This window comes from Ferrimonas sp. YIN67, assembly GCF_057219095.1.
Map to the genome: position 1 here is coordinate 184,373 of NZ_JBXVVJ010000009.1, position 24,428 is coordinate 208,800.

Genomic DNA, 24,428 nt, shown 5'->3' on the forward strand with positions numbered 1-24,428 from the left:
ATAATTGGAAACCCATAAGCGTTATGACCCTCCCCGCCGTACTTTGGCAGCCGCAGGCGCATCGTCGCACCTTCGCACTGGCCGTTCCTATGATCTTGTCCAACATAACAATTCCCCTTCTGGGGCTGGTGGACACGGCGGTGATTGGGCACCTGAGCGATGCCTTTTACCTCGGCGGTGTCGCCGTCGGCGCGATGATTATAACCTTTTTATTCTGGATCCTTGGATTTTTACGCATGGCCACCACAGGACTGGTGGCCCAGGCCTATGGTCGGGGTGATCCCTTGGGCCAGTTACGGGTGCTGTTTCAGGCGTCGTTGATGGCCCTTTTTCTGGCCCTGACCCTGCTGATCCTGCAGCAACCCATCGCCACACTGGCACTGAATTTGGTGGGGGGCAGTGCCGAGGTTCAGCACTATGCGGGGATCTATTTTGCCAACCGGATCTGGAGTGCACCGGCCGCCCTGTTGAACCTGGCCGCCCTGGGCTACCTGTTGGGCCGACAACAGCCGAGGGCGGCGATGTTGCTGCTGATCCTGACCAATGGGTTGAATATCGGCTTGGATCTCTGGTTTGTGCTGGGCCTGGACTGGGGCGTAGCAGGGGCTGCCCGGGCCAGTGTGCTGGCCGACTACGGGGCATTGGTGCTTGCCTGCGTTTTGATCTGGCGCCAACTCCCTGCTGAGTTGAAGTGCCGCAGCACCCTGGCTTCTCTCACCCTGTCTGGCAGTGGCAAGTTGCTGGGGCTCAACCGGGATATCTTCCTGCGCACCCTGTGTCTGCAGGTGTGCATGTTGTTTGTCACCGCCCAGGGGGCTCGGATGGGGGATGAGATCGTGGCGGCCAACTCGGTGCTGATGAATTTCACCCTGCTGATCGCTTATGCCCTGGACGGTTTTGCCTACTCGGCGGAGGCGGAGGTGGGCAAGGGGGTTGGCGCGCGGGATCGCCACATGGTGGCCGATGCGCTGTGGCTGGGGTGGTTCTGGTCGGCCCTGACAGCCGGGGCCTTTGCCCTGGCATTTTGGCTTGGCGGCGAGGGGATCATCGGCCTGCTGACCGACATCGAGTCGGTCCGTGCTACGGCCTCCACCTATCTACCCTGGATCTGGCTTTACCCCCTCTTGGCTTTTACCTGTTTCCTGTTTGATGGTGTGTATATTGGGGCAGCCAAGGGAGCGGTGATGCGTAATGCCATGGTGCTGTCGTCCGGCTGTTTTTTTGCTTTGTGGTGGCTGGTTCAGGGACTCGGGAACCATGGCCTCTGGTTGGCTTTTAATGGTTTTATGTTGGCTCGAGGGCTCTTCCTGGCGGGGCACTTTGGCTGGCAGTGGCGCCGACGGACCTGGTTGCCCTTTGATTAGCACCTGGCCTTGCCTCCATCGGTAATGGGGTTAACAGCAAAAAGCCGCACTCTATTGAGTGCGGCTTTTTCGTTGGTCGAGACTCAGAAGTAGGAGTGCTCGCCGTGCTCGTGCTCTGTAATGTCTTTGACGGCGCTCAGTTCACCTTCGAAGTGCTCCAGCAGCTGTTTTTCGATGCCATCCTTGAGGGTGACGTCGACCATGGAGCAACCGTTACAGCCTCCACCAAACTGGATCACCGCGATGCCGTCCTCGGTCAGCTCCATCAGGCTGATAAAGCCGCCATGGCCAGCCAGCTGGGGATTAACCTGGGACTGGATCACATACTCCACCCGGTCGCGCAACGGCGCATCATCCGCGACCTTGCGCATCTTGGCGTTCGGGGCTTTCAGGGTGAGCTGGCTGCCCAACTGATCGGTGACGTAGTCGATCAGCGCCTCTTCCAGGAAGGGGATGCTTTTGCTGTCCACCATGGCGTTGAAGCCATTGAACTCCAGCTCGGTATCGTCCTCTTCTACCGCATCCGGCGGGCAATAAGACACGCCGCACTCGGCCTGAGGTGTACCAGGATTGATAACAAACACACGGATGTGGGTGCCTTCCGGCTGTTGTCCCAGGAGTTTGGCAAAGTGTTCCTGGGCGGCCTCGGTAATGGTGATCATAAATGCGTCTCTTAAAGCCTGAGTAAATAACTCGGATACTCAATCATACCCATAACTGGACGGCGATTATAGCCCCAGGATGTTATCGAGATCACGCTTTGCTGGCACCTGGATCCAACTGATTGTTACACTGCAGTCATAAGGACAACAGGGGATCCATGGATGAACGGCAGTCGCTTCGCGTCACTTTGCTGGCTCTGGCTCGGCGTCTGGGCCTTGCTCGTCCCGGCTCAGGCCTTTGAGTTTCTGCCGGATCAGGCGTATGCGGGTTCGATCCCCAGCCCCCAACAGCACTTTGCCGGCGCCATCGGCGCTCGCCATTGGCGCTATGACGAGATCAGCCACTATCTGCAGCGCCTGGCCGATGGCAGCGAGCGTGTTGAACTGGAGTCCGCTGGCGTCTCCTATCAGGGGCGAACCCAGTGGACGGCGGTGATCTCCAGTCCGGCCAACCTGGCCGATCGGGAGGCGATCCTGGCCCGTCGAGCCGAGGTCCGCCAGGGTAAGAGGGTTGATACCCCCCTGGTGATCTGGCTGGCCTACAGTATCCATGGAGATGAGGCCAGTGGGGCCCATGCCGCCAGTCTGTTTGCCTATCATCTGGCGGCCAGTCAGGATGAGGAGGTGCGTCGCTGGCTCGATGAGGCGATCATCCTGCTCACGCCGATCCAGAATCCCGACGGCTATGATCGCTTTGTCAATTGGGTTAACGGTTATCGTGGGCAGGTTGCCAATGGCTCCCGTTGGCACCGGGAGCATTACCAGGGCTGGCCCGGTGGTCGGGTGAATCACTTCTGGGCCGATCTCAATCGGGACTGGCTCTATCAGGTGCACCCGGAGAGCCGGGGAAGGGTGGCTTTGTTCCAGCGCTGGCTCCCCCATCTGGTTGGCGACTATCACGAGATGAGCCACCAGAGCAGCTACTTCTTTCAGCCGGGTGTGCCGGAACGCGTCCACCCCCTGACGCCCAAGGCAAACCAGGCGCTGACAACGCGGCTGGCCCGCTACCACGCCGATGCGCTGGACGCCCTGCCTCAGCCCTACTTCAGTCGGGAGGTGTTTGATGACTTCTTCTACGGTAAGGGCTCAAGTTATCCCGATATCAATGGATCTGTCGGCCTGCTGTTTGAGCAGGCGAGTGCCCGCGGCCTGGTGCGCAGTTCAGATCGGGGGGAGATCACCCTGGCTCTGGGGATCCGCAATCACCTGGCAACTTCCTTTTCTGCCGTGCGGGGTGCCTTGGCGGAGGCCCCGGCCCTGAAGCAGTACCAGAGTGAGTTTTACCGGGCCAGCCTGAAAGCGGCGCAGCAACAGTCCGGGGCTGGCTATCTGCTGGGGACGAGAGGGGATCGAGGCCGGAGCCGGGAGCTGGTCCGAATGCTGGCCAGTCATGGTATCGAATTTGCCTATCTGGATGAGGCGATCAGCACGGAGTCGGGCACCTTTGTCGCGGACGACCTGTTTGTTCCCTTTGCCCAGCCCCAGTTTCGTTTGCTGCAGGCGTTGCTGGAGCGACGGACACGCTTTGTCGATCCCACCTTCTACGATGTCTCGGCGTTTTCCCTGGAGCTGGCCTTTGATCTGTTAATGGTGCCGGTGCAGGAGATCCCCAAACTGCAGGCAACGCCACGGCTTTTGGAGGCACCAGTCTCCTCACCGGCACTCTACTGGCATATCCGTTGGAATGAACGGCAGGCACCGGCGGCCCTGTATCGACTGCAGCAGGCGGGGATCCGGGTACGCTTTGCCGAGCACGCCGGGGTGCTTGCTGCACGCGAAGGGGCAGTATCTGTGGAGCCGGGGGATCTGTTGATTTTCGGTGATCAGCCTGAACTGACTGTCCATTTGGCGGCGATCCGTACCGATCTTGGTTTATCGGCCACAGCGATCCGCTCAGGCCGGGCCCTGTCGGGATTTGATCCGGGAGGGCGTCGCTTCCATTTTGCCAAGCCGGTGAAGCCTCTGATCTTGATCGGTCGGGATGTCAGCCAGAGTGAAGCGGGAATGCTCTGGCACTACCTGGATCAGGTGTTGGCGCTGGAGGTGACCCTGATGGATGCGGAATACGCAGCGCGAGTGCCGCTGGAGCAATACACCCATCTGTTCCTGGTCGATGGCGCCTATGGCCAGTTGCCGGACTCCATGGCTTCGCTGATCCAGGGGTTTGTTCAGCGAGGGGGGACCCTGGTGGCCTGGAAACGGGCGGTGGCCAGGCTGTCGAACTGGGGGTTGCTCGATACACGAGTTCAGCAGAAGGGGGAGTTTGCGCCGGCATTTGACCATGTCTCTCAGGCTAGGCAGTTTGGTGCGCGTCGGCAGGATCAGGCTCGGCGCACCATAGGCGGTGCCATCGTTAGCTGGCAGCTGGACTCGACCCATCCCCTGGGATTTGGTCTGTCACCCCGTCTGCCGATGATGAAGGATGCCGAGATCGCGCTGCAGGCAGAGCGGGGTAGGGTTTTGGCGCACTACTCTCAGGAGCTGCTGCTGTCCGGTTTTATGGACGAGGTGTATCAGCAGCAATTGAGCCAGGAGTCGGCGGCGGTCCTGGAGCCCTATGGGAAGGGTCAGTACCTGCTGCTGGCCGATAATCCCCTGTTTCGAAATTTCTGGTTGGGGGGGGAGCGCCTGCTCGCCAACAGCCTGTTCCTGCTGCCAGGGTTGCGTTAGTGCACTTTTTACGAGCGTGACAGGGCGCTGGCCAGGGCCCAGTACTGGCCGATGCCGTGTCCCTGGCGTCCCAGGGTGCGGGTGACGGCGGTCATGGTCGCCCCCGTGGTGATCACATCGTCCACCAGGGCCAGACGCCGCCAACGTCGCGTCGGGAGCGGGGCCTCGAAGGCCGCCGTGAGATCCCGCCGCCGGTTCTTTCCCTGAAGATCGTGTTGCGGTGTGGTGGCCTGGCATTTGATCACCAGATTCTCGAGTACCGGCAAATTCAGCCGCCTGCCCAGTTGGTCTGCGATCAGCAATGAGTGGTTAAAGCCGCGAACCGGCAGACGGCTGGGGTGCATGGGGATAGGCACCAGGGCGTCGACAGGTTCCAGGGCGCCGGCTTGCCATAGAGCGTCCAACCGACAGATCAGGGCATCACAGAGAGGCTCTATCAGGGAGAGCTGTTGTTGGATCTTGATGGCGCCAGCCAGGTAGCCCACAGGGTTATGATAGGGAAAGGCACATACCGTGGGGCGCCAGCGCCGGCGCCGCTGACAGCGGCCGCACAGGTAAGGTGGGGTGCTGACTAGGGGCGAGGTGCACCCCAGGCACAGGGGGCCGGGCTCGGCGTCTGCCAGGCAGTGGGCACAGAGACCCCGCCCCTGCTCAATGGTCTGCTGACATAGCTGGCAACGGTTGGGTACACTGCCGCCCAGCCACTGCCATACGGAGTTTATGTTCATGAGTCTTACCCTAGGATCCCACGACGTCCCTGTACACATTCAATGGCAGGGCTCAGGTCCCCCCTTGTTGCTGGTGCATGGCTGGGGGATGAATGGGGCGGTATGGCAGGGGCTGGCTCCCCGCCTGGCATCCTTGGGGTTTCGTGTCGGGTGTGTCGATCTGCCGGGATTTGGGGAGTCGCCGCCCATTGCTCAGCCTGACAGTCTTCCCAGATTGGCCGAGACCCTGTGGCAGGCCCTGCCAGAGGGGGCCTGTCACCTGCTGGGCTGGTCCCTTGGGGGGCTGGTGATCAGTCAGATGGCGCTGAGTGAGCCCAAGCGAGTCGGCTCCCTGATCACCCTCGCCAGTGCCCCCCGATTCGCCGCCCAGGGAGAGTGGCCCGGGATCCAGCCCGAGGTTTTGGTGCGCTTCTCTCAGCAACTTGAGGAAGATCTGGATAAAACCCTGGCCGGTTTTTTTGCCCTTCAGGCGATGGGATCGCCCACGGCTCGGGATGATGTACGCCAGCTGAAAAGAGCGGTGATGAGCAAACCCAGGGCCACGGCCCAGGCCCTGGCCGGTGGCCTGACGATCCTGGCCGAGGCTGATCTGCGCCCGGAGCTGGCCCACTTGTCCTGCCCCTGGTTGCGTCTCTATGGTCGTCTCGATGCTCTGGTACCTGCTCGGGGGATCCCTCAGGTGGATGCCCTGGCTCCCGACTCGGTTAGCCGGATCATAGGTAAGGCATCCCATGCACCTTTTGTCTCTCATCCGGATGAAACCTTTCAATTACTGGTTGATTTCTACACAGAGCGGAAATTGGTGGTAAATTAAACAGGAAGGCCTGCGTCGATGAGGAGGGCGTGTGTTCCTGGTATCCCACTTTCCCCAAGTCCCCATCGCCACCAGCAACCCGGCAACGGAGCAGGCGGCGAGGGAAGCCCAGGTGCGTCCGCCCATTGCCCGGCCCGAAGCGCTGGAAAAGGGGGCGGCCGAGCGTGGGCTGGATCCGGAACACGATGAGGCGTTAACCATCCCGGGAAAACGCAGGCAAGGGCGACAACAGCAAGATCAGGAGGAGGCGTCTCACGAGGAGGCGGCAGCGGAGCGTGAGAGCCTCAAGGCGCTGCTGGCCCAGGCCCGCCCAGTGATGGAGCGGCTCGGCCCGGCCCGGCATGCCAGTGAGCCAGCGTTTCCCTACCATCCGGCGGTGGAGCTGGACCCGGAAGGCTATGCCCGCTTTGCCGGGATCGTCGAGCGCTTCTATCAAAACGTGGCGGAGCCCAAAGTCTCGGCCCTGTTCCATGTTTCGACCTAAGGGTGGGCTATTGGCGCTGAAGCGGGGCTTATGGCCTGAATGTCGAACTATCTGAACCGCGACTCCCCCTGAGGCGGCTACACTCAAGAGCAGGAGATCAGTGCAGGAGCGCCGATGACCCTGCTGCAAACCCTCTATGCCCTATTGCTGGCCACTCTGCTCGGCGGCATGCTGACTTTCCAGCTGCTGTTTGCCCCTCTACTGTTTTCTCGCTTTGAGCGGGCGACGGCCACCGACTTCCTTCACGGGTTCTTTCCCTGGTTCTATATCTACCTGGCGGCATTGTGTGCCATCGCCTTGCTGTTGCGCTGGCTGGTGGGGACGGCCTGGGAGGTGTCGATCTTGACGATCTGCCTGATGGGGTATTTGCTGTCGGCGCTGTGGCTCATGCCGGCGACGTGTTGGGCTTGCAGGATAGGACACTCACAACGTTTTATCTGGCTGCATCGGCTGGCGGTGGTGCTCAACAGTGGCCAGCTGCTGGCCTTTGCCTTCCTTGGCTATGGCTTTGTCGGTTAGAAGCGGTAGCTAAGCCCTAACCGGGGCCCAGTGAGAGACTGGAGGTGGGTACTCAGACCGCTGTCCATGGCAAACAGGTGAGTGTCATAGTCGGCGGTCAACCTCAGTCGTTGATTCAGGGCAAATGCCGCGCCAACCCCCAGCTGCAATGTGGTTCCGCCACTGTAGCTCTTGTGCATCTTGCTTCCGTCGAACAGTCGGAATTTCTGCTCCATCAATAAGACTCCGGCGCCTCCTCGGGCGTAGATCTGGAGCCGGGAACCGAGTTGGGTGTGGGCTTTAAAAACGCCGGTCACGCCGTGGAAGGTATCACGCCAGTACTCCAGGCCGGAGTTACCGATCTCGTAACGCCCCAGGTAGTGGTAATGGATCTCCAGATCAGCCCAATCCACCATGGGAATAGCGAACCAGGCCCCCCAGGCCAGTTTCTCCTTGTCATAGTGGAGATCGTCATACAGGCCATCGGTCTGGTAGCGGGCCTGGCCCAATTGAAACCCAATGGATTTGCCCTGGGAAAAGGATTCGGCGGCAAGGGGGGCGGTGAGCAGGCAAAGCAGTAGCGAAGTCAGCAGTCGCATGGGATCTCCTAAGCGGTATTCTGAGTGGGAGAGTCAACGGAGCAGGGGCGTCGTCCATCGGACAAGAGGAGGGCGCAGCCTACATATCGTCGACGGGTGTGGCTAATTCGCTCTGTTGAATTCGCTGATAAGAGAAATTAATCAGGGGTGGGCGGTGAGGGACTTTGCTGGCGGATGATCTCGGTCAGCAACTGGATCAGCCAAAGGTTGGCGTCGTTGTTCGTATGGCCCCTGTGATAGTAGGCGAGCAGAGGGAAGCGGCGATGCTCGGCGGCGACATCGAAGGCGATGGTGCGGTACCGGGGATCGTCCAGGGGAAGGACCAGACTGCTGCAGGGAAAGATCAGGTTATGCTGATGAATCGTGTCGAAGATCGCCTTGAGTGAGGTGGTACGGAAGCGAACGCTAACGGACTGGCCATGGAGCCGCATGATCTTCTCTATCTGGGTGACGTGATCCGTCAGGCCGGGGTTGACCTGGCAGGCCAGTTCATACTGGGCCAGTTGCTCAGGCGTGATCTTGGAGCCGCGAAAGGGGTGCTGGGTGCGGACGACGAGATGGCCCCAGTCATCCAGTAGGGGCTGGGCGATCAGGGCCTTGGAAAGATTGGGTACCCGGTAGTTGATCCCCACCTGGATCTCGCCATTAAGCAGATCGACCGGCGTATGGCGTGACCAGTCAAACAGCTCAAGATCGGCATTGGGCGCCTGTGCGCTGAATGCCCGATAGAGAGGCTCGCCGAAATAGGGGGCCATCTGGGGGGAGAGGGCGACGCGGAACTTTCCTTTGAGTTGCGCCGGACAGAAGGACTCCTGGTGATTGACCGCCTCGGAAAGGGCGTTGAGCACAGGCTCGAGCTGTGTTGCCAGGGCGCTGGCATAGGGAGTTGGGGTCATGCCGCTTTGAGTCTTGATCAGGAGCTCATCATCAAAATGGTGGCGCAATCGCTGCAGAGCATGGCTGACCGCAGGTTGACTGACGTGCAGCCTGGCGGCGGCGCGGCGCATATTCCCTTCCTGGACCAGGATCTGAAAGGTGCGCAGCAGATTTAAATCCAGATTGGCGAAACGATCTTTTGCCACAGCCCTGCCTTGAGAATGGGGTTGACCTTGGGACCATTGTAAAGGCTAGGGCTCAATCCTGACCAGTTGTCTGTTCCGGGATCCTCTCTCGTGGGGGCGGGACCCGGATGGCCTCCGTCTATCGGCTCCCGATCGGGAGGTACCCCAATCCCTGGCCTTGGGCGGCAGTGAGGCGGGCATTGTAACGACGGAGGATACAATTTCGATTCGCGACCGGGTGCGGGAACTGTTAATTTTCAGCCCCGTTAGCCCCGGACGGGGTGATGCCGAACGATGACATGCAGCTGGAGTAAGCCCAATGAAACCCACTTTTTGCCTGCTGGCGAGCCTGCTCGCCAGTCCCCTTGCCCTGGCTCAGATCCCCCACACCTTTGAGGCCGGACAGGCCGCTCGAGCGTCTCAGGTGAATGAAAATTTTGCCTACCTGACTTCTCAGGGAGAGGCCCAGCAGCAAGAGTTGACGACCTTGAGTGCGTACGTGGCCGAATTACAGGAAGCGGTGGAGGCACTGCAGGGGCAGGACGACCGTCCCCAGTATCTTTGTAATCCGGGTCATTGGATCGGTAATACACAGCACTATGGTGGCCTGCCCTTTACCCTGGGGGCCTTTACCCTGATGGATGAGCAGGGGCAGGTAAAGCGTCTGCAACTCTGGGTGCCGGATCAGCCCATGGCCTCCCGGGGGGCGCAGCCGGATCTGATCACCAGCGATCTGGCACGCTACAGCCGGGATCTGAACTTCTGTGATCATCCGGCACGGCTCGATAACGCCTTTCGCATCGACTACGACTGGAGTGAGGGGGACGTGGTTAAGGCGATCTTCTATACCCAGGCCAACTTTACGGTGCGAAACCCTGAGGATGATGGTCTGTTGCTGAGTAATGCCGTGCGCTTCGAACTGGGTCATGCCCTGTTACCCCGGGACGGCTCCGGTCAGTATGAGCTGAGCCCGGCGGATCTGCCCACCCCGGAGGCGATCTATGACGCCCTGCTGGCGGGCTACCAGGTCTACTTCCACTCGGCCATTGTGGCGCAGTGAGGTGAGGGCGATGGAGAACCTGCGTTGGTGCCTGTTCAGTGTCCTGTTTGCCCTGGCGGCCTGCGGCAGTGACCGTGAGACGTCCCCGGATCAGGGCGTGCAGCCACAGCACCCCATCGAACTGCCGCCGGCTCAGGGTGAGCCCCTGGTGTGGGATCAGGGCCAGTGGGATGAGGAGAACTGGCAATAGGGCTTGCCGCGGTAAAGTCCAAGAAAAAGCCGCCCGGCTTATGAAGCCCGGGCGGCTTTGGTGTTTCAGGTTCCCAAAGCTGGGTTAACGCCGCTTCTTGGCATTGGCGAAGGCATCGGCAAAGGCGCCACCCAGCCCACCGGCGGCACCGCTGGTATTGCGTTGGCCGCCACGCTCGTTGCGCTGTGGTCGCTCGCCACGGAACTCGCGGCGTTCACCGCCTTTGCGCTCCCCGCGAGGCGCCGATTTCTGTTCGGCCAGCTCGCTGGCCTTGTCGGTCAGGCGCATGGAGAGGCCGATGCGCTTGCGCGGTACGTCCACCTCCATCACTTTCACCTTGACCACGTCGCCCGCCTTGACCACGGAGCGGGGATCTTCGACGAACTTGTTGGACAGGGCGCTGATATGGACCAGGCCGTCCTGCTTGACGCCGATATCCACGAAGGCTCCGAAGTGGGTGACGTTAGTGATCACCCCTTCCAGCACCATGTCCGGCTCCAGATCGGTGATCTTCTCCACGCCCTCGGCGAACTGGGCGGTCTCGAACTGACCCCTGGGATCCCGGCCCGGCTTGTCCAGCTCCTTGAGGATATCGTTGATCGTCGGCAGGCCGAAGCGTTCGTCGGTGAACTGTTTGGCATCGATGGACTTGAGCACGCCACTGTTGCCGATCAGTTCGGAGACGGGGACGCCGGTGTGCTGGCTGATCTTCTCCACCACAGGGTAGGCTTCCGGGTGCACCCCGGAGCCATCCAGCGGATTATCGCCCTGGCGAATGCGCAGGAAGCCAGCGCACTGTTCGAACGCCTTGGGACCAAGCCGGGCTACCTTGAGCAGCTGCTTGCGGTTGGTGAAGCGGCCCTCGGCGTCACGGAAGTTGACGATGTTCTGGGCCAGGGTACGGGTCAGGCCGGCGACCCGGGTCAGCAGAGGTGCGGAGGCCAGGTTGAGATCCACCCCGACGCCGTTCACACAGTCTTCGACCACGGTATCCAGGGAGCGGGCCAGTTGCGTCTGACTGACGTCGTGCTGGTACTGACCAACCCCGATGGATTTGGGATCGATCTTCACCAGCTCGGCCATGGGATCCTGCAGTCGACGGCCGATGGAGACGGCGCCGCGAATGGACACGTCCAGATCCGGGAACTCCTGCGCTGCCAGCTCGGAGGCGGAATAGACGGAGGCCCCTGCTTCGGAGACCATCACCTTGGTGAGGCCGGGTTTGCCTAAAGCCTTGATCAGCTCACCAGCCAGCTTGTCGGTCTCCCGGCTGGCGGTGCCGTTGCCCACGGCGATCAGCTCCACATCGTGGGCCTGGATCAGCTTAGCCAGTGTTGCCAGGGTGCGGTCCCACTGGTTTTGTGGGGCATGGGGGTAGACGGTGTCGGTCGCCACCAGTTTGCCGGTGGCGTCGATCACCGCGACCTTGGTGCCGGTACGCAGGCCCGGATCCAGCGCCAGGGTGGGGCGCATGCCCGCCGGGGCGGCCATCAGCAGATCGGAGAGGTTCTCGGCGAACACCTTGATGGCATCGGCCTCGGCGCGCTCGCGCAGATCGCCAATCAGCTCGGTTTCCATGGCCAGGGACAGCTTCACCCGCCAGGTCCACTGACACACCTGCTGCAACCACTTGTCGCCGGCACGGCCCTGGTTTTCGATCCCCACCTGCTGGGCGATCAGGGTTTCACAGATGGAGGAGCGATCGCCGGCTTCGCGATCCGGATCGGCGTCCAGGCTCAGGCTGAGCACCCCTTCGTTGCGGCCGCGCAGCATGGCCAGGACCCGGTGAGAGGGCGCCTTGGACCAGGGTTCGTTATGCTCGAAGTAGTCGGAGAACTTGGCGCCGGTGGTTTCGGCACCGGGCACCACGCCAGCTTTGAGCTGGGCGTGCTGTTTCATATGGGAGCGCACGTGGTTGAGTACCGCGGCATCCTCGGCAAAGCGCTCCATCAGGATGGCGCGGGCCCCATCCAGGGTTGCCTTGCTGTCGGCAAAGCCCGCCTCGGCGTTGAAGAAGCCCTCGGCTTCGTCTTCCGGCAGCAATTCGGGATTGGCCAACAGTCGGTCGGCCAAGGGCTCCAGTCCCGCCTCAATGGCGATCTGCCCCTTGGTGCGACGTTTGGGCTTGTAGGGCAGGTAGAGATCTTCCAGTTCGGTCTTGGTGGCGACACGGAGGATCTTGGCTTTCAGCTCGTCGCTGAGCTTGCCCTGCTGCTCGATGCTGGTCAGGATGCTGCTGCGGCGATCCTCCAGCTCCCTCAGGTAGCCCAGGCGGCTTTCCAGGGTACGCAGCTGGGTATCGTCCAGCATGCCGGTAACCTCTTTGCGGTAACGGGCGATGAAGGGAACGGTTGAGCCTTCGTCCAGCAAAGTGACCGCAGCCGTAACTTGCTGCGGGCGAACGCCCAATTCCTGGGCAATAGTATGAGAGATCGATTCCATAGACTTGCTTAAGTTCGCCTTGACGGGATACAAACGGAAAATGATGGACACCTTAGCACAGGTGCTTTTTAGGTTTTAGAGCAATGAAAAAGGCTAATTTAATTACCAAAGACGGCTGGAATGCGCTGGAAGCGGAATTGAAATTTCTGTGGAAGGATGAGCGCCCCAGGGTGACCCAGGCGGTGTCGGAAGCCGCCGCACTGGGGGACCGTAGCGAGAATGCCGAGTATATCTATGGCAAGAAGCGGTTGCGGGAGATCGATCGCCGGGTCCGTTTCCTCTCCAAACGGATGGAGGTGCTGCGGGTGGTCGAGCCGGATCCGCGCCAGGAAGGCAAGGCCTTCTTCGGGGCCTGGTTGGAGCTGGAGTCCGAGGACGGCGAGGTGCAACACTACCAATTGGTGGGGCCCGATGAGTTCGAGGTGGCCAAAGGCAAGATCAGCATCGACTCGCCCCTGGCCCGGGCCATGCTCGGCAAGGAGGTGGATGACGAGGTGGTGGTACGCACTCCCGCGGGTGAGAAGGTGTGGTACGTCAATCGGATCAGCTACAAGCCCTTCGGCTAGTGGTGGAGAAACACCTTGCAACGAAGCGCTCCGTGACAAGGCTCGTGCCTGGCTTACAATGCAAACAGATTGGCTAACAAGCTGAAAGTTTGGGGATAAGAGTATGGAACAGGAAACCACAAAGGTTTTGGTTGTCGACGATGATATTCGTTTGCGCGGTTTGTTGGAGCGCTATCTGGTGGAGCAGGGCTTTCAGGTGCGCAGTGCCGCCAATGCCGAGCAGATGGATCGTCACCTGGAGCGGGAGAATTTTCACCTCTTGGTGCTGGATCTGATGCTGCCCGGTGAGGATGGCCTGTCCATCTGTCGTCGTCTGCGCGAGAAGGAGAACCCGATCCCCATCGTGATGCTGACCGCCAAGGGAGACGAGGTGGATCGGATCATTGGTCTGGAGATGGGGGCGGATGATTACCTGCCCAAGCCGTTCAATCCTCGCGAGCTGTTGGCCCGGATCCGGGCGGTGTTGCGTCGTCGCCCGTCCGAAGTGCCCGGTGCGCCCTCCCAGACCGAGGAGATCGTCGAATTCGGCGAGCACAAACTCAATCTGGCAACCCGTGAGATGTTGAAGGGTGAGGAGTCCATCTCCCTGACCTCCGGTGAGTTTGCCGTCCTCAAGGTGCTGGTGACCCACCCCAGGGAGCCCATGAGCCGAGATAAGTTGATGAACCAGGCCAGGGGGCGGGATTACAGTGCCCTGGAGCGTTCCATCGATGTGCAGGTGTCCCGTCTGCGTCGCCTGATCGAAGTGGATCCCTCTAATCCACGCTATATCCAGACCGTGTGGGGTCTGGGCTATGTGTTCGTGCCGGACGGGATTGCTCACTAGTGCGCTGGAGCCTGATGCCACGCAGCAACTTCGGCCAGACCGTGTTGCTGATCGGCTCGCTGCTGGTGATCAACCAGCTGGTCTCCTATTTGTCGGTGCTGGCCTATGTGGTGAAGCCGTCGACCCAGCAGATGGTGCAGTTGCTGGCGCGCCAGGTGGATCTGGTGTTTCATGAGTTGCGCCTGGATATTGAGCATCTGACGCCCCTCGATGCATTGAAGGCCAAGCTGGAGAGTGATCCCTATATGGAGGTGTTCACTGCCGAGGAGGCTTTGACGGCGGGGTTGCCAGAAGCACGACACTACCGTCTGCTGTCGGATCAGATGAGCGAGTATCTGGGTGGCCCTTCGATGGTTAAGCTCTCCACCGGGGAGAAGTTCCGGGTTTGGATCAGCCCCCCCCAGGCGCCTGAGGCCTGGATCCGGGTCTCTCTGTCCAGTTTTGATAACTCCTTCGTAAACAATCCTCTGGTGATCTACCTGTTTGCCATCGGTGTGCTGTCGGTGCTCGGTGGTTGGTGGTTTGCCCGCATGCAGAGTCGCCCTTTACGACGGTTGCAACGGGCGGCTCTGACGGTGTCACGGGGGCATTTCCCTCAGCCGTTGCCGCTGCAGGGCAGTGCCGAAGTGGTGGAGGTCACCAAGGCGTTTAACCAGATGTCCAAGTCGATGGTGGCGCTGGAGTCGGACCGCAACCTGTTGCTGGCCGGGGTCTCCCACGATCTGCGCACCCCCCTGACCCGGATCCGTTTGTCGGCCGAGATGATGAGTGAGCAGGATGGCTTCCTCAAGGAGGGGATTGAGCATGACATCGACGATATGAATGCCATCATCGATCAGTTTATCGCCTTTATTCGGGGCCACGAGGCGGAGCCTGTGATTGCCTTGAACGTCAACGAACTGCTTACCGAAGTGGCGCATCTGGAGGAGGTGCGCGCCGGTGAGTTGGAGCTGGTGCTGGGGCAGGTGGTGCCGGTGCGGATTCAGCCGGTGGCAATCAAGCGGGTGATCAATAACCTCGTGGAGAATGCCCGGCGTTACGGCAAGGACTGGATCCGCATCAGCAGTGGTGAGGAGTCTCAGTGGGTCTGGTTTAAGATCGAGGACAATGGTGCTGGGATCCCGCTGAAGCGGTTGCGACGAATGTTTGAGCCCTTCGAGCAGGGGGATCAGGCCCGGGGTGGTGCTGGCTCAGGTCTTGGCCTGGCGATCGTCAAGCGGATCATTGAGCGTCACGGTGGGGAGATCCATGTGGCGAATCGGCGTGAAGGCGGACTGGAGATCAAGGTGCGATTGCCCAAGGGAGCGGAGATCGAGTCCGGGCACTAGTGTTAGCAAATCGCCCAGTTTTCCGTTTATGGCATTCAATCTTGAGGATCTGAGACGGCAACGCCACTCCATTGGGGTGGCGTTGCCATTTGAGGGGATCAGACTTTAGGGCCAGCCTGGATAATGCTGTCGGCGACCTCGTAACGGTCGAAGTTGGCATTGAATTCGGCGATCAGCTTGGCGGCAAACTCATCGTACTTGGCTGGGTCCTGCCAGGTCTGGCGTGGCGTCAGCAGGGCCGTCTCGACGCCGCTGATGGCGACAGGCACCTCCAGGTTCAGGCCGTCCAGGTGCTGAGTCTCGATGGTGTCCAGCTCCCCGGAGACGATGGCATCGATGATGGCCCGGGTCGTCGGGATATCGAAACGCTGCCCTTCGCCATAAGGACCACCGGTCCAGCCGGTATTCACCAGGTAGACCTGGCTGCCAAACTGTTCGATCCGCTTCATCAGCAGTTCGGCATAGATGCCGGCAGGGCGTGGGAAGAAGGGGGCGCCAAAACAGGTGGAGAAGGTGGATTCGATCGCTTTGCTGGCCCCTATCTCTGTACTGCCGACCTTGGCGGTGTAGCCGGAGAGGAAGTGGTAGGCCGCCGCTTCCTTGGACAGCTTTGCCACAGGCGGCAATACCCCGGAAACATCGCAGGTGAGGAACACCACGGCATGGGGCTCGGCACCCCGGTTGGCGGGGATCCTGCGCTCGATGTGCTCCAGCGGGTAGGCCGCCCGGCTGTTTTGGGTCAGGCGACTGTCGGCGTAGTCCGGTGTTGCACTGTTATCCAGGACCACGTTTTCCAGTACCGTGCCGAAGCGGATGGCGTCCCAGATCACCGGCTCATTCTTGCGGGACAGATCGATGCACTTGGCATAGCAGCCGCCTTCGATGTTGAAGACGCCACCCGGGGCCCAGCCGTGCTCATCATCGCCGATCAGCGCCCGCTTGGGATCGGCGGACAGGGTCGTCTTGCCCGTACCGGATAGGCCAAAGAACAGGGTGGTGTCGCCCCCTTCGCCGACATTGGCAGAGCAGTGCATCGGCAGCACGCCCTTGGCGGGGAGCAGGAAGTTCTGTACCGAGAACATGGATTTTTTCATTTCGCCGGCGTAGCGCATGCCGGCCAGCAGCACTTTGCGCTCAGCAAAGTTGATGATCACGGCCCCGTCGGAGTGCGTACCATCCCGCTCGGGCTGACAGACAAAGCCCGGTGCATTGAGGATCTGCCAGGCGGGTTTATCGCCGCAGTTCCACTGCTCGGGGATGATAAAGAGGTTGCGGGCAAAGAGCTGGTGCCAGGCGGTTTCGGTGCGCACTATGATGGGCAGGTAGTGCTCGGGATCGGCACCCACTTCCAGATGAGAGAGAAAATGATCGCGGGCGTTGAGATGATCTTCGACCCGTTGCCACAGGGCGTCAAACTGTCCTGGGTCGAAGGGGCGATTGACCTGACCCCAGTCGATCTCGGCGGCACTGCCGGCCTCCTGAACAATAAAACGATCTTTGGGTGAGCGGCCGGTTCTGACTCCGGTTTCCACCACCAGTGCCCCATTGTCGGCCAGTTGGCCCTCGTTACGGCGGATCGCTTCAGCGATCAGTTCGGCACCGCACAAATCCTTGCGGATCACTGCCATGATTCTCTCCTCAATCCTTGTAATAAGTGGTGGCCATTTCCTGGCTCTTAGGCGCAGACAGTGTATCGCACCCGGCATATTTGTGGGTAGTTGTGATGCGGCTCACATGAAAAATAAAAAAGCTGCCATAAGGCAGCTTTATTAAAGGGGGCAGAAAGTGGATGTCAGTGCTGAGTACTGTCGCCGGTGGCGGCACCTTGTTTTGCGGCCGCCACATCCACCGCATCGAAACGGTAATGGCTGTTGCAGTAATCGCAGTGCATCTCGATGTGACCCTGCTCGGCGAGGATCGCATCCAGCTCGGTCTGGGCCACTGTGGTCAGGGCGGACAGGCTGCGCTCACGGGAACAGCCGCAGCGGAAGGTGACGTCAGAAGGCTCGAACAGCTGTACGGATTCCTCGTGATAGAGGCGGTACAGCACGTCCTGGCCCTCCAGACTGAACAGCTCTTCGGCCTTGATGGTATCGGTCAGGGCCTCCAAGTGTTCGAATTCCACGTCGGTTTCGACGTTGCTGGCGGGCAGTTCCTGCAGCAGCATGCCGCCGGCATGTTGACCGTCGGCATGAAGCCACAGGCGGGTGTTGAGCTGCTCAGACTGGGCAAAGTACTGCTCGATGTTGGCGGCCAGGCTTGGCTTGTCCAGGGCGACAATGCCCTGGTAGCGCTCTCCGTTGGTTGGAGTGATGGTGATCACCAGGTGACCTTTGCCGATCTGGCTCTGCAGATCGCCTTGGGGCACATCGCCTTGGAAGCGGGCAACACCGCGCAGTACGTTGTCATGGGTACCATTGATCACCAGCAACTGGAGCGGGCCATCGCCCTGGATCTGAACGGCGATCTCACCTTCAAATTTTAGGGTGGCGGTCAGCATGGCGGTCGCCGCCAGGGTTTCTCCCAGCAGGCGCTGTACCGCCACCGGGTAATCGGTGGCCGCCAGGACCTGCTGGTAGCTGTCTTTCAGTTGTACCAGTTCGCCGCGGACATCGGCCTTGTCGAACAGGTAGCGGTATAACTTGTCGGATTGAGTCATCATCTTTACTCGTCCTGGTGTTTGACACGAAGGAGTTGGCGTCGCTGCTTTTTGTCCGGGCGGCGGGCATGGGGATCGGCATCCGCCATCAGGCGGCGCTGCTCCGCTCGTTGCGCCCGTTTCTGCACGCTTTGTTCCGTTTCCCGGTAGAGCGCCTCGGCCAGGGGAGCGCCAAGACGCTTCTCCGACAGACCAAGGACGTCAAGTTCCTTCTCGTCAAAGCCTTGCCACAGGGTTACCGTGGCACCCACTTCCAGTTTGCGGCTGGGCTTGCTGCGCTGGCCATTGACCTGCACCTTACCGCCGTTGATCATCTCCTGGGCCAGGGCACGGGTCTTGTAAAACCGGGCGGCCCAGAGCCATTTGTCGAGCCGAACGCTGGTCAAATCTCCTGCATTCGAGCCTTTTGTACCTTGTTTTGCCACACAAAACGCCTACGGTTGATAAAGGGGGGCGAGCTTCACAGCAACTTTGGGCGGGCAAAGTTAACATAATCGTGTATTTTCCGCCATGAAGTGCCGTTTCGCCAAGGCTGGCTTGTTACTTGCCCTTGGCGTAAGTTAGCATCAAACAACTGAATTTAGGTTAGCGCGCGGCCCAAGGCCCAGGCGCAGGACGCATTTTCCCGACCGATGGAACTTTCATTACCGATCCAGCGCTGGCTGGCACGGATCCCGCAGGCCGCCACGGCCCGGGTCCTTACGCTCATTTTGGTACTCTGCTGTCTGTACCTGGCGGCATTGATCACCTGGCAGATCCTTCCCGAGCCAGACGGTGGTGAAGTGCAATGGCGACCGACCGTGCAGGGTGGGGGCGGGTCCTCCTCCGTGTCTATTGATCCCCTGTTGGCACTCAACCTGTTTGGTAAGCCGGATGCCAAGCCTGTCGCCCCCGAGCCAGAGCCGGTGGCACGAGATCTGATCACCGATGCGCCCAAAACAAGCCTGCGTATCCTGTTGACCGGCCTGGTGGCCAGCTCGGTGGAGAACCGAGGGATCGCGGTGATCGAAAACCGTGGCGCCCAGGAAACCTATGGGATCGGTGATAAGATCGAGGGCACCAATGCCAGTCTGCACGAAGTGTATGCAGACCGTGCCATCATCCTCAACCAGGGCCGCTATGAGACCCTGATGTTGGACGGTGTTGAATACACCCGGGAACTCTCCAGCGAAACTCAGCGCCTGCGTGAGCCGAGTCGGCCTACCACGGCGGTGGATCCCGATGCCGCCGGCCGGGCCGTGGCCCAGGCGCGCGAGATGATGCTCACCGATCCGGGCAAACTCACTGATTACATTAGCTTCTCGCCGGTACGGGGTGATGGGGGTCTCAAGGGATACCGCCTCAATCCAGGACGCGAGGGGCGAGAGCTCTTTATGGCTTCGGGTTTGAAACCCAATGACATTGCCGTATCCGTCAATGGCTATGATCTGACGAATTTGGCCGAGGCCGCGCAGCTGATGGGTGAGCTCAAAGATCTCACCGATGCCTCTTTGATGGTGGAGCGAGATGGGCAACTGACCCAGATCGACTTTGCCCTGCCAACCCAATAAACGACTTCGAGCGAAGGAAGCACCATGACTTTTAAGCAGCGCCGACTGCCCTGGGTTCGCAACCAGGTACTTGCGGGGATGTTAGCGGGCGTCGCCGCCTTTGCGGTTGCCGAGGAGCCGGCTCAGTACGCCGCCAACTTCAAGGGCACCGACATCCAGGAATTTATCAACATCGTGGGTAAAAACCTGGAGAAAACCATCATCGTTGATCCGACCGTGCGCGGTAAGATCAACGTGCGCAGTTACGATCTGCTCAGCGAAGATCAGTACTACCAGTTCTTTCTCAGTGTCCTGCAGGTCTATGGCTACTCCATTGTTGAAATGGAAGAGGCCAACATCATCAAGGTGGTGAAGGACAAGGACGCCAAGGACATGAACATCCGGGTGGCGGACGATGAGAACCCCGGAGTGGGTGACGAGATGGTGACCCGCATCGTGCCCCTGTACAACGTCGAGGCCAAGCAGTTGGCGCCCCTGTTGCGTCAGCTCAATGACAACGCCCGCGGCGGTAACGTGGTGAATTACGATCCCTCCAACGTCATGATGATCACCGGTCGCGCCGTGACCGTGAACAAACTGGTGGAGATCATCAAGCGGGTCGATCTGCAGGGTGATACTAAGGTCGAGGTGGTCAAGCTCAACTACGCGTCTGCCGGGGAGATGGTACGGATCATTGATGCCCTGTACCGGGGTGGTGGTCAGCCTGCATCCACCGGTGCGGGCTCGGTTCCCAAGGTGGTAGCCGATGAGCGGACCAACTCCGTGGTGATCAGTGGCGATGAACGTGCCCGAAAACGCGCCGCCACACTCGTGCGTGAGCTGGATCGGGAGATGAAGAGCTCGGGCAACACCAAGGTGGTCTACCTCAAGTACGCCAAGGCGGAGGATCTGCAGCAGGTGCTGTCGGGCTTCGCCGAGAGCCTGCAGAACGACGATGGAGGGCAGCAGCAACAGCGCCGCCGTAACGAGATCACCATCATGGCCCATGTCGAATCCAACGCCCTGGTGATCAATGCCCAGCCGGACCAGATCCAGACCCTGGAGAGCGTGATCCGTCAGTTGGATATCCGCCGCGCCCAGGTGCTGGTGGAAGCGATCATCGTTGAGATCGCCGAGGGCGATGAGGTGGGCTTCAGCGTCCAGTACGGCTCGGCCAGTGGTGGCCTGGTGCAGTACAACACCGGCTTTGGCACCACCATCGGTGAGATCGGCGCCGGCGTGTGGAACGCTCGCCCGACCAAGGCTTCGAATACCTGTACCGGCTCAGGAGATAACCTGACCTGTACCGACAATCCGGATATTGATGGCGATATCTCCGGTCTGGCCTCGGCCCTGGCCAAGGTCAATGGCATGGCCTGGGGCATCGCCTCCGGCGACTTTGCCGCCTTGATCCAGGCGGTGGCCTCGGACTCCAACTCCAACGTGCTGGCGACCCCCTCCATCACCACCCTGGACAACCAGGAAGCCAGCTTCGTGGTGGGTGACGAGGTGCCGGTGATCACCGGCTCCAGCGCCGGCTCCAATAACGACAACCCCTTCACCACCGTTGAGCGCAAGGAGGTGGGGATCAAGCTCACCGTGACTCCGCAGATCAACGAAGGGGATGCGGTCCAGCTGCAGATCGAGCAGGAGACCTCCAACGTCAACGGTCGTACCTCGGTGGACGTCACCTTTGGTAAGCGCACCCTGAAGACTACGGTGTTGGCCGATTCCGGTCAGACCGTGGTACTGGGCGGCCTGCTCAACGAGGATGTGCAGGAGAGTGTCTCCAAGATCCCGTTGCTGGGGGATATCCCGGTGATCGGCCATCTGTTCAGCTCCACCAGCTCCCGTAAGAGCAAGCGCAATCTGATGATCTTCATCAAGCCGACCATCATCCGTGACGACGTCACCATGTCGGGCCTGTCCGGCCGCAAGTACAACTACTTCCGGGGTGAGCAGCTCAAGCAGCAGGCCCGTGGCATCAATCTGATGCCCAATACGGATGTGCCGGTTCTGGAGGAGTGGGTGGTCCCTGAGGGGATGAGCCCGGAGATCTTCGAGCTGCTCAAGCGTCATCAGGGCGGCGATGATCTGCCGACCCCGCTGCGTGACGAGCGTCAGTGGATGAACAAGGCCCTGGGCAAGGACGAGGTGGAGTCCGCCAATGAGTGAAGAGAACCTTCACCCTGAACTGCCCGAGGGCGGGGAGCCACGAGATGAGCCGACCGGTGAGCAGGAGAGCATGGCAAGCGGTCGTTTGCCCTTCGCCTTTGCCCGCCGTTTCGGTGTCATGATCGACGACGAGGCGGACCCTCGGACCCTGTGCCATATCGCCGAGGCCAGCCTGCCCGCGCTCACCGAGGCCCGTCGTTTTGCCGGTGAGCCCCTGCCCCTGACCGTGATGGAGCGCGGCGCGTTCGATCTGCGTCTGACGGAGCTGTATCAGCAGGACTCCTCCGAAGCCCAGCAGCTGATGGAGGACATTGGCAAGGATGACGATCTGACCTCCCTGGTAGACGAACTGCCGGAAACGGAAGATCTGCTCGATGCCGATGACGATGCGCCGATCATTCGACTGATCAACGCCCTGTTGTCTGAGTCCATCAAGCTGGGTGCTTCGGACATCCATGTGGAAACCTACGAGAAAGATCTGGTGGTGCGCTTCCGGGTCGATGGTGTCTTGCGGGAAGTGCTCAAGCAACAGCGTAAGATCGCCTCATTGCTGGTGTCCCGGATCAAGGTGATGGCCAAACTGGATATCGCCGAGAAGCGGGTGCCTCAGGATGGCCGGATCTCCCTGCGTATTGGCGGTCGAGCCGTGGATGTGCGGGTTTCCACCATGCCCAGCTCCCGTGGTGAGCGGGTGGTGATGCGTCTGCTGGATAAGAACCAGTCGGTGCTGAACCTCAAGCAATTGGGTATGGATCAGCGTATCCGTGAGCGTTTCCAGCACCTGATCCGCCGTCCCCACGGCATCCTGCTGGTGACCGGTCCCACCGGCTCGGGTAAGTCCACTACCCTGTACGCGGGCCTGACCGAGATCAACAGTCGGGATCGCAACATCCTGACGGTAGAAGATCCCATCGAATACGAGTTGGAAGGCATTGGCCAGACCCAGGTCAATACCAAGGTGGACATGACCTTTGCCCGGGGCCTGCGCGCTATCCTGCGTCAGGATCCGGATGTGGTGATGGTGGGGGAGATCCGGGATCTGGAAACCGGACAGATCGCCGTACAGGCATCCCTGACCGGACACCTGGTGATGTCGACCCTGCACACCAACACCGCCTCCGGCGCCATTACCCGTCTGCAGGACATGGGGGTAGAGCCGTTCCTGGTTTCCTCCTCTCTGCTGGGGGTGGTCGCCCAGCGTCTGGTGCGAACCCTGTGCCCCGAGTGTAAGCAGCCTCATGTGCCCAATGAGCGGGAGCGAGCCCTGCTTGGGCTGGCCGAAGATGATGGTGTCAAGATCTACTCGCCGGTGGGCTGCGAGGCCTGTAATGGCGGCGGCTACAAGGGTCGAACCGGGATCCATGAACTGCTGGAGGTGGACGACACCATCCGTGAGCTGATCCACAGCGGCAAGGGCGAGCTGGCCATCGAGCGCTACCTGCGTCAAACCACCCCCTCTATTCGGGAAGACGGGTTTGGCAAGGTACTGGCTGGTGTGACGACCCTGGAAGAGGTGTTGCGGGTTACCCGCGAGGAGTAAGGCATGGCCGCGTTCGAATATCAGGCACTGGATCTCAAGGGGCGCCAGGTCAAGGGGGTGATCGAGGCCGACACCGCCAAACAGGCACGCAGTCAACTGCGTGAGAAGCAGTTGATGCCGGTAAGCATCACCGAGGCTGCCCAGCGGGAGAAGCGAGCCAAGGCCAGCGGTTTCTCCTTTGGCAACCTGTTCCAGCCCAAGATCGGTGCTAAAGAGCTTTCCCTGATCACCCGTCAGCTGGCCACCCTGGTGGCCGGTGGTTTGCCGCTGGAGGAGTGCCTCAAGGCGGTGGCGGATCAGAATGAAAAGCCACGGCTCAAGAGCATGATGATGGCCGTACGGGCCAAGGTGGTTGAGGGCTATTCCCTGGCGGAAGCCCTGTCCGACTATCCCCGCGTGTTCGATGAGTTGTTTGTGGCCATGGTGGCGGCGGGGGAGAAATCTGGGCACCTGGAAGTGGTGCTGGAGCGTCTGTCCGACCACACCGAGCGCAAACAGGAGCTCAATTCTAAGTTGACCCAGGCGCTGGTCTATCCGGTGATCCTGATCCTCCTGTGTCTGTCCGTGGTCTACTACCTGCTCACCTCCGTGGTGCCTAAGGTGGTTTCCCAGTTCGATCATATGGGGGAGGCGCTTCCCGCCACCACCCAGTTCCTGATCGACAGCAGTGAATTTCTAAACGATTACGGACTCTATATCCTAGGGCTGATCGTTTTGGCGATCTTGGGGTTCACCCAGGCGTTGCGTAATCCCAATTTCAAATTGCGCTGGCACGAGACCCTGTTGCGAATGCCGCTGATCGGTAAGATCTCACGCGGACTCAATACGGCACGCTTTGCCCGCACCCTGAGTACCCTGACCAGCTCCGGCGTGCCCATGCTCGAAGCGATGAAGATCGCCTCGGACGTGCTGCTGAACCTCAAGGTGAAAACGGCGGTGACTGAGGCGGCGGCCAAGGTGCGTGAGGGGGCATCATTACGGGCGTCGCTGCAGCAAACCAAACTGTTTCCCCCCATGATGCTGCATATGATCGCCTCCGGTGAGAAATCCGGAGAACTGGACAGCATGCTGGGACGAGCGGCGGACAACCAGGATCGGGAGTTTGAGGCCACTATGACCATCGCCCTGGCGGTGATGCAGCCCCTGATCATCGTCACCATGGCGGGGATCGTGATGTTTATCGTAATTTCCATCCTGCAGCCGATGCTTGCACTGAACCAGATGATTTAATTG

The 24,428-nt window shown here is 60.4% G+C and carries 22 protein-coding genes; 14 read left to right on the forward strand and 8 right to left on the reverse strand.

Going from position 1 to position 24,428, the window contains the following annotated elements:
• The first annotated feature begins 23 nt into the window (after positions 1 to 23).
• Positions 24 to 1,364, forward strand: coding sequence for an MATE family efflux transporter (locus AC2D8U_RS17710; RefSeq protein WP_484620401.1), 1,341 nt, complete (start codon positions 24 to 26; stop codon positions 1,362 to 1,364).
• A gap of 83 nt (positions 1,365 to 1,447) precedes the next feature.
• Here the strand turns inward: AC2D8U_RS17710 and nfuA are convergent, their stop codons facing one another.
• A complete protein-coding gene (gene nfuA, locus AC2D8U_RS17715; RefSeq protein WP_484620402.1) occupies positions 1,448 to 2,026 on the reverse strand; it encodes a Fe-S biogenesis protein NfuA in 579 nt (192 codons plus the stop codon).
• Between the two features lie 162 nt (positions 2,027 to 2,188).
• On the opposite strand from nfuA, the gene AC2D8U_RS17720 reads away from it, so the two are divergent.
• The gene (locus AC2D8U_RS17720; protein WP_484620403.1) at positions 2,189 to 4,696 is read left to right on the forward strand and encodes a M14 family zinc carboxypeptidase; all 2,508 of its coding nucleotides are present in this window, start codon (positions 2,189 to 2,191) and stop codon (positions 4,694 to 4,696) included.
• An 8-nt stretch (positions 4,697 to 4,704) separates the two neighbouring features.
• On the opposite strand, the gene AC2D8U_RS17725 is transcribed toward AC2D8U_RS17720, so the two are convergent.
• Positions 4,705 to 5,424 (reverse strand): ComF family protein, encoded by a 720-nt coding sequence (locus tag AC2D8U_RS17725; protein WP_484620404.1) that lies wholly within the window; start codon positions 5,422 to 5,424, stop codon positions 4,705 to 4,707.
• Here AC2D8U_RS17725 and bioH point away from each other — a divergent pair.
• The 3 genes from bioH (at position 5,423) to AC2D8U_RS17740 (ending at position 7,241) form a co-directional block, all read left to right on the forward strand.
• Complete coding sequence (gene bioH, locus AC2D8U_RS17730) at positions 5,423 to 6,238, forward strand: pimeloyl-ACP methyl ester esterase BioH (protein WP_484620405.1); 816 nt, start codon at positions 5,423 to 5,425, stop codon at positions 6,236 to 6,238. The genes AC2D8U_RS17725 and bioH overlap by 2 nt on opposite strands.
• A gap of 31 nt (positions 6,239 to 6,269) precedes the next feature.
• A complete protein-coding gene (locus AC2D8U_RS17735) occupies positions 6,270 to 6,722 on the forward strand; it encodes a hypothetical protein (RefSeq protein ID WP_484620406.1) in 453 nt (150 codons plus the stop codon).
• 114 nt (positions 6,723 to 6,836) lie between these two features.
• Positions 6,837 to 7,241, forward strand: coding sequence for a DUF4149 domain-containing protein (locus tag AC2D8U_RS17740; RefSeq protein ID WP_484620407.1), 405 nt, complete (start codon positions 6,837 to 6,839; stop codon positions 7,239 to 7,241).
• On the opposite strand, the gene AC2D8U_RS17745 is transcribed toward AC2D8U_RS17740, so the two are convergent.
• Positions 7,238 to 7,819, reverse strand: a complete 582-nt coding sequence (locus tag AC2D8U_RS17745) for an outer membrane beta-barrel protein (protein WP_484620408.1) — start codon at positions 7,817 to 7,819, stop codon at positions 7,238 to 7,240. The genes AC2D8U_RS17740 and AC2D8U_RS17745 overlap by 4 nt on opposite strands.
• 137 nt (positions 7,820 to 7,956) lie before the next feature.
• Positions 7,957 to 8,901 (reverse strand): LysR family transcriptional regulator, encoded by a 945-nt coding sequence (locus AC2D8U_RS17750; protein ID WP_484620409.1) that lies wholly within the window; start codon positions 8,899 to 8,901, stop codon positions 7,957 to 7,959.
• A 298-nt stretch (positions 8,902 to 9,199) separates the two neighbouring features.
• Here AC2D8U_RS17750 and AC2D8U_RS17755 point away from each other — a divergent pair, with 298 nt between their 5' ends.
• Both AC2D8U_RS17755 and AC2D8U_RS17760 read left to right on the forward strand, forming a co-directional pair.
• On the forward strand, positions 9,200 to 9,940 hold the full coding sequence (locus AC2D8U_RS17755) for a hypothetical protein (protein WP_484620410.1): 741 nt from the start codon (positions 9,200 to 9,202) through the stop codon (positions 9,938 to 9,940).
• Positions 9,941 to 9,950: 10 nt separating this feature from the next.
• Positions 9,951 to 10,130, forward strand: coding sequence for a hypothetical protein (locus tag AC2D8U_RS17760; protein ID WP_484620411.1), 180 nt, complete (start codon positions 9,951 to 9,953; stop codon positions 10,128 to 10,130).
• An 84-nt stretch (positions 10,131 to 10,214) separates the two neighbouring features.
• Here AC2D8U_RS17760 and AC2D8U_RS17765 read toward each other — a convergent pair whose 3' ends face one another.
• A complete protein-coding gene (locus tag AC2D8U_RS17765; RefSeq protein WP_484620412.1) occupies positions 10,215 to 12,572 on the reverse strand; it encodes a Tex family protein in 2,358 nt (785 codons plus the stop codon).
• Positions 12,573 to 12,655: 83 nt separating this feature from the next.
• Here AC2D8U_RS17765 and greB point away from each other — a divergent pair, with 83 nt between their 5' ends.
• The 3 genes from greB (at position 12,656) to envZ (ending at position 15,292) form a co-directional block, all read left to right on the forward strand.
• Complete coding sequence (greB, locus tag AC2D8U_RS17770; protein WP_484620413.1) at positions 12,656 to 13,138, forward strand: transcription elongation factor GreB; 483 nt, start codon at positions 12,656 to 12,658, stop codon at positions 13,136 to 13,138.
• Positions 13,139 to 13,241: 103 nt separating this feature from the next.
• Positions 13,242 to 13,964 carry an osmolarity response regulator transcription factor OmpR gene (gene ompR, locus AC2D8U_RS17775; RefSeq protein WP_484620414.1) on the forward strand — a complete coding sequence of 241 codons (723 nt, stop codon included), beginning with the start codon at positions 13,242 to 13,244 and terminating at the stop codon, positions 13,962 to 13,964.
• 14 nt (positions 13,965 to 13,978) lie between these two features.
• The gene (gene envZ, locus AC2D8U_RS17780; protein ID WP_484620415.1) at positions 13,979 to 15,292 is read left to right on the forward strand and encodes a two-component system sensor histidine kinase EnvZ; all 1,314 of its coding nucleotides are present in this window, start codon (positions 13,979 to 13,981) and stop codon (positions 15,290 to 15,292) included.
• Positions 15,293 to 15,390: 98 nt separating this feature from the next.
• On the opposite strand, the gene AC2D8U_RS17785 is transcribed toward envZ, so the two are convergent.
• The 3 genes from AC2D8U_RS17785 to hslR all read right to left on the reverse strand — a co-directional run bounded on the left by AC2D8U_RS17785 (position 15,391) and on the right by hslR (position 18,337).
• Positions 15,391 to 16,920, reverse strand: coding sequence for a phosphoenolpyruvate carboxykinase (locus AC2D8U_RS17785; RefSeq protein ID WP_484620416.1), 1,530 nt, complete (start codon positions 16,918 to 16,920; stop codon positions 15,391 to 15,393).
• Between the two features lie 164 nt (positions 16,921 to 17,084).
• A complete protein-coding gene (gene hslO, locus AC2D8U_RS17790) occupies positions 17,085 to 17,951 on the reverse strand; it encodes an Hsp33 family molecular chaperone HslO (protein ID WP_484620442.1) in 867 nt (288 codons plus the stop codon).
• 5 nt (positions 17,952 to 17,956) lie between these two features.
• The gene (gene hslR, locus AC2D8U_RS17795) at positions 17,957 to 18,337 is read right to left on the reverse strand and encodes a ribosome-associated heat shock protein Hsp15 (protein WP_484620417.1); all 381 of its coding nucleotides are present in this window, start codon (positions 18,335 to 18,337) and stop codon (positions 17,957 to 17,959) included.
• Positions 18,338 to 18,583: 246 nt separating this feature from the next.
• Here hslR and gspC point away from each other — a divergent pair, with 246 nt between their 5' ends.
• Genes gspC through gspF form a run of 4 tightly spaced genes read left to right on the forward strand, consistent with a single transcriptional unit; the run spans position 18,584 to position 24,425 of the window.
• The gene (gene gspC / locus AC2D8U_RS17800; protein WP_484620418.1) at positions 18,584 to 19,501 is read left to right on the forward strand and encodes a type II secretion system protein GspC; all 918 of its coding nucleotides are present in this window, start codon (positions 18,584 to 18,586) and stop codon (positions 19,499 to 19,501) included.
• Positions 19,502 to 19,525: 24 nt separating this feature from the next.
• Positions 19,526 to 21,655 carry a type II secretion system secretin GspD gene (gspD, locus tag AC2D8U_RS17805; RefSeq protein ID WP_484620419.1) on the forward strand — a complete coding sequence of 710 codons (2,130 nt, stop codon included), beginning with the start codon at positions 19,526 to 19,528 and terminating at the stop codon, positions 21,653 to 21,655.
• Complete coding sequence (gspE, locus tag AC2D8U_RS17810) at positions 21,648 to 23,195, forward strand: type II secretion system ATPase GspE (RefSeq protein ID WP_484620420.1); 1,548 nt, start codon at positions 21,648 to 21,650, stop codon at positions 23,193 to 23,195. Before gspD ends, gspE begins: the two co-directional genes overlap by 8 nt.
• Before the next feature lie 3 nt (positions 23,196 to 23,198).
• Positions 23,199 to 24,425 carry a type II secretion system inner membrane protein GspF gene (gene gspF, locus AC2D8U_RS17815; protein WP_484620421.1) on the forward strand — a complete coding sequence of 409 codons (1,227 nt, stop codon included), beginning with the start codon at positions 23,199 to 23,201 and terminating at the stop codon, positions 24,423 to 24,425.
• Positions 24,426 to 24,428 lie beyond the last annotated feature (3 nt).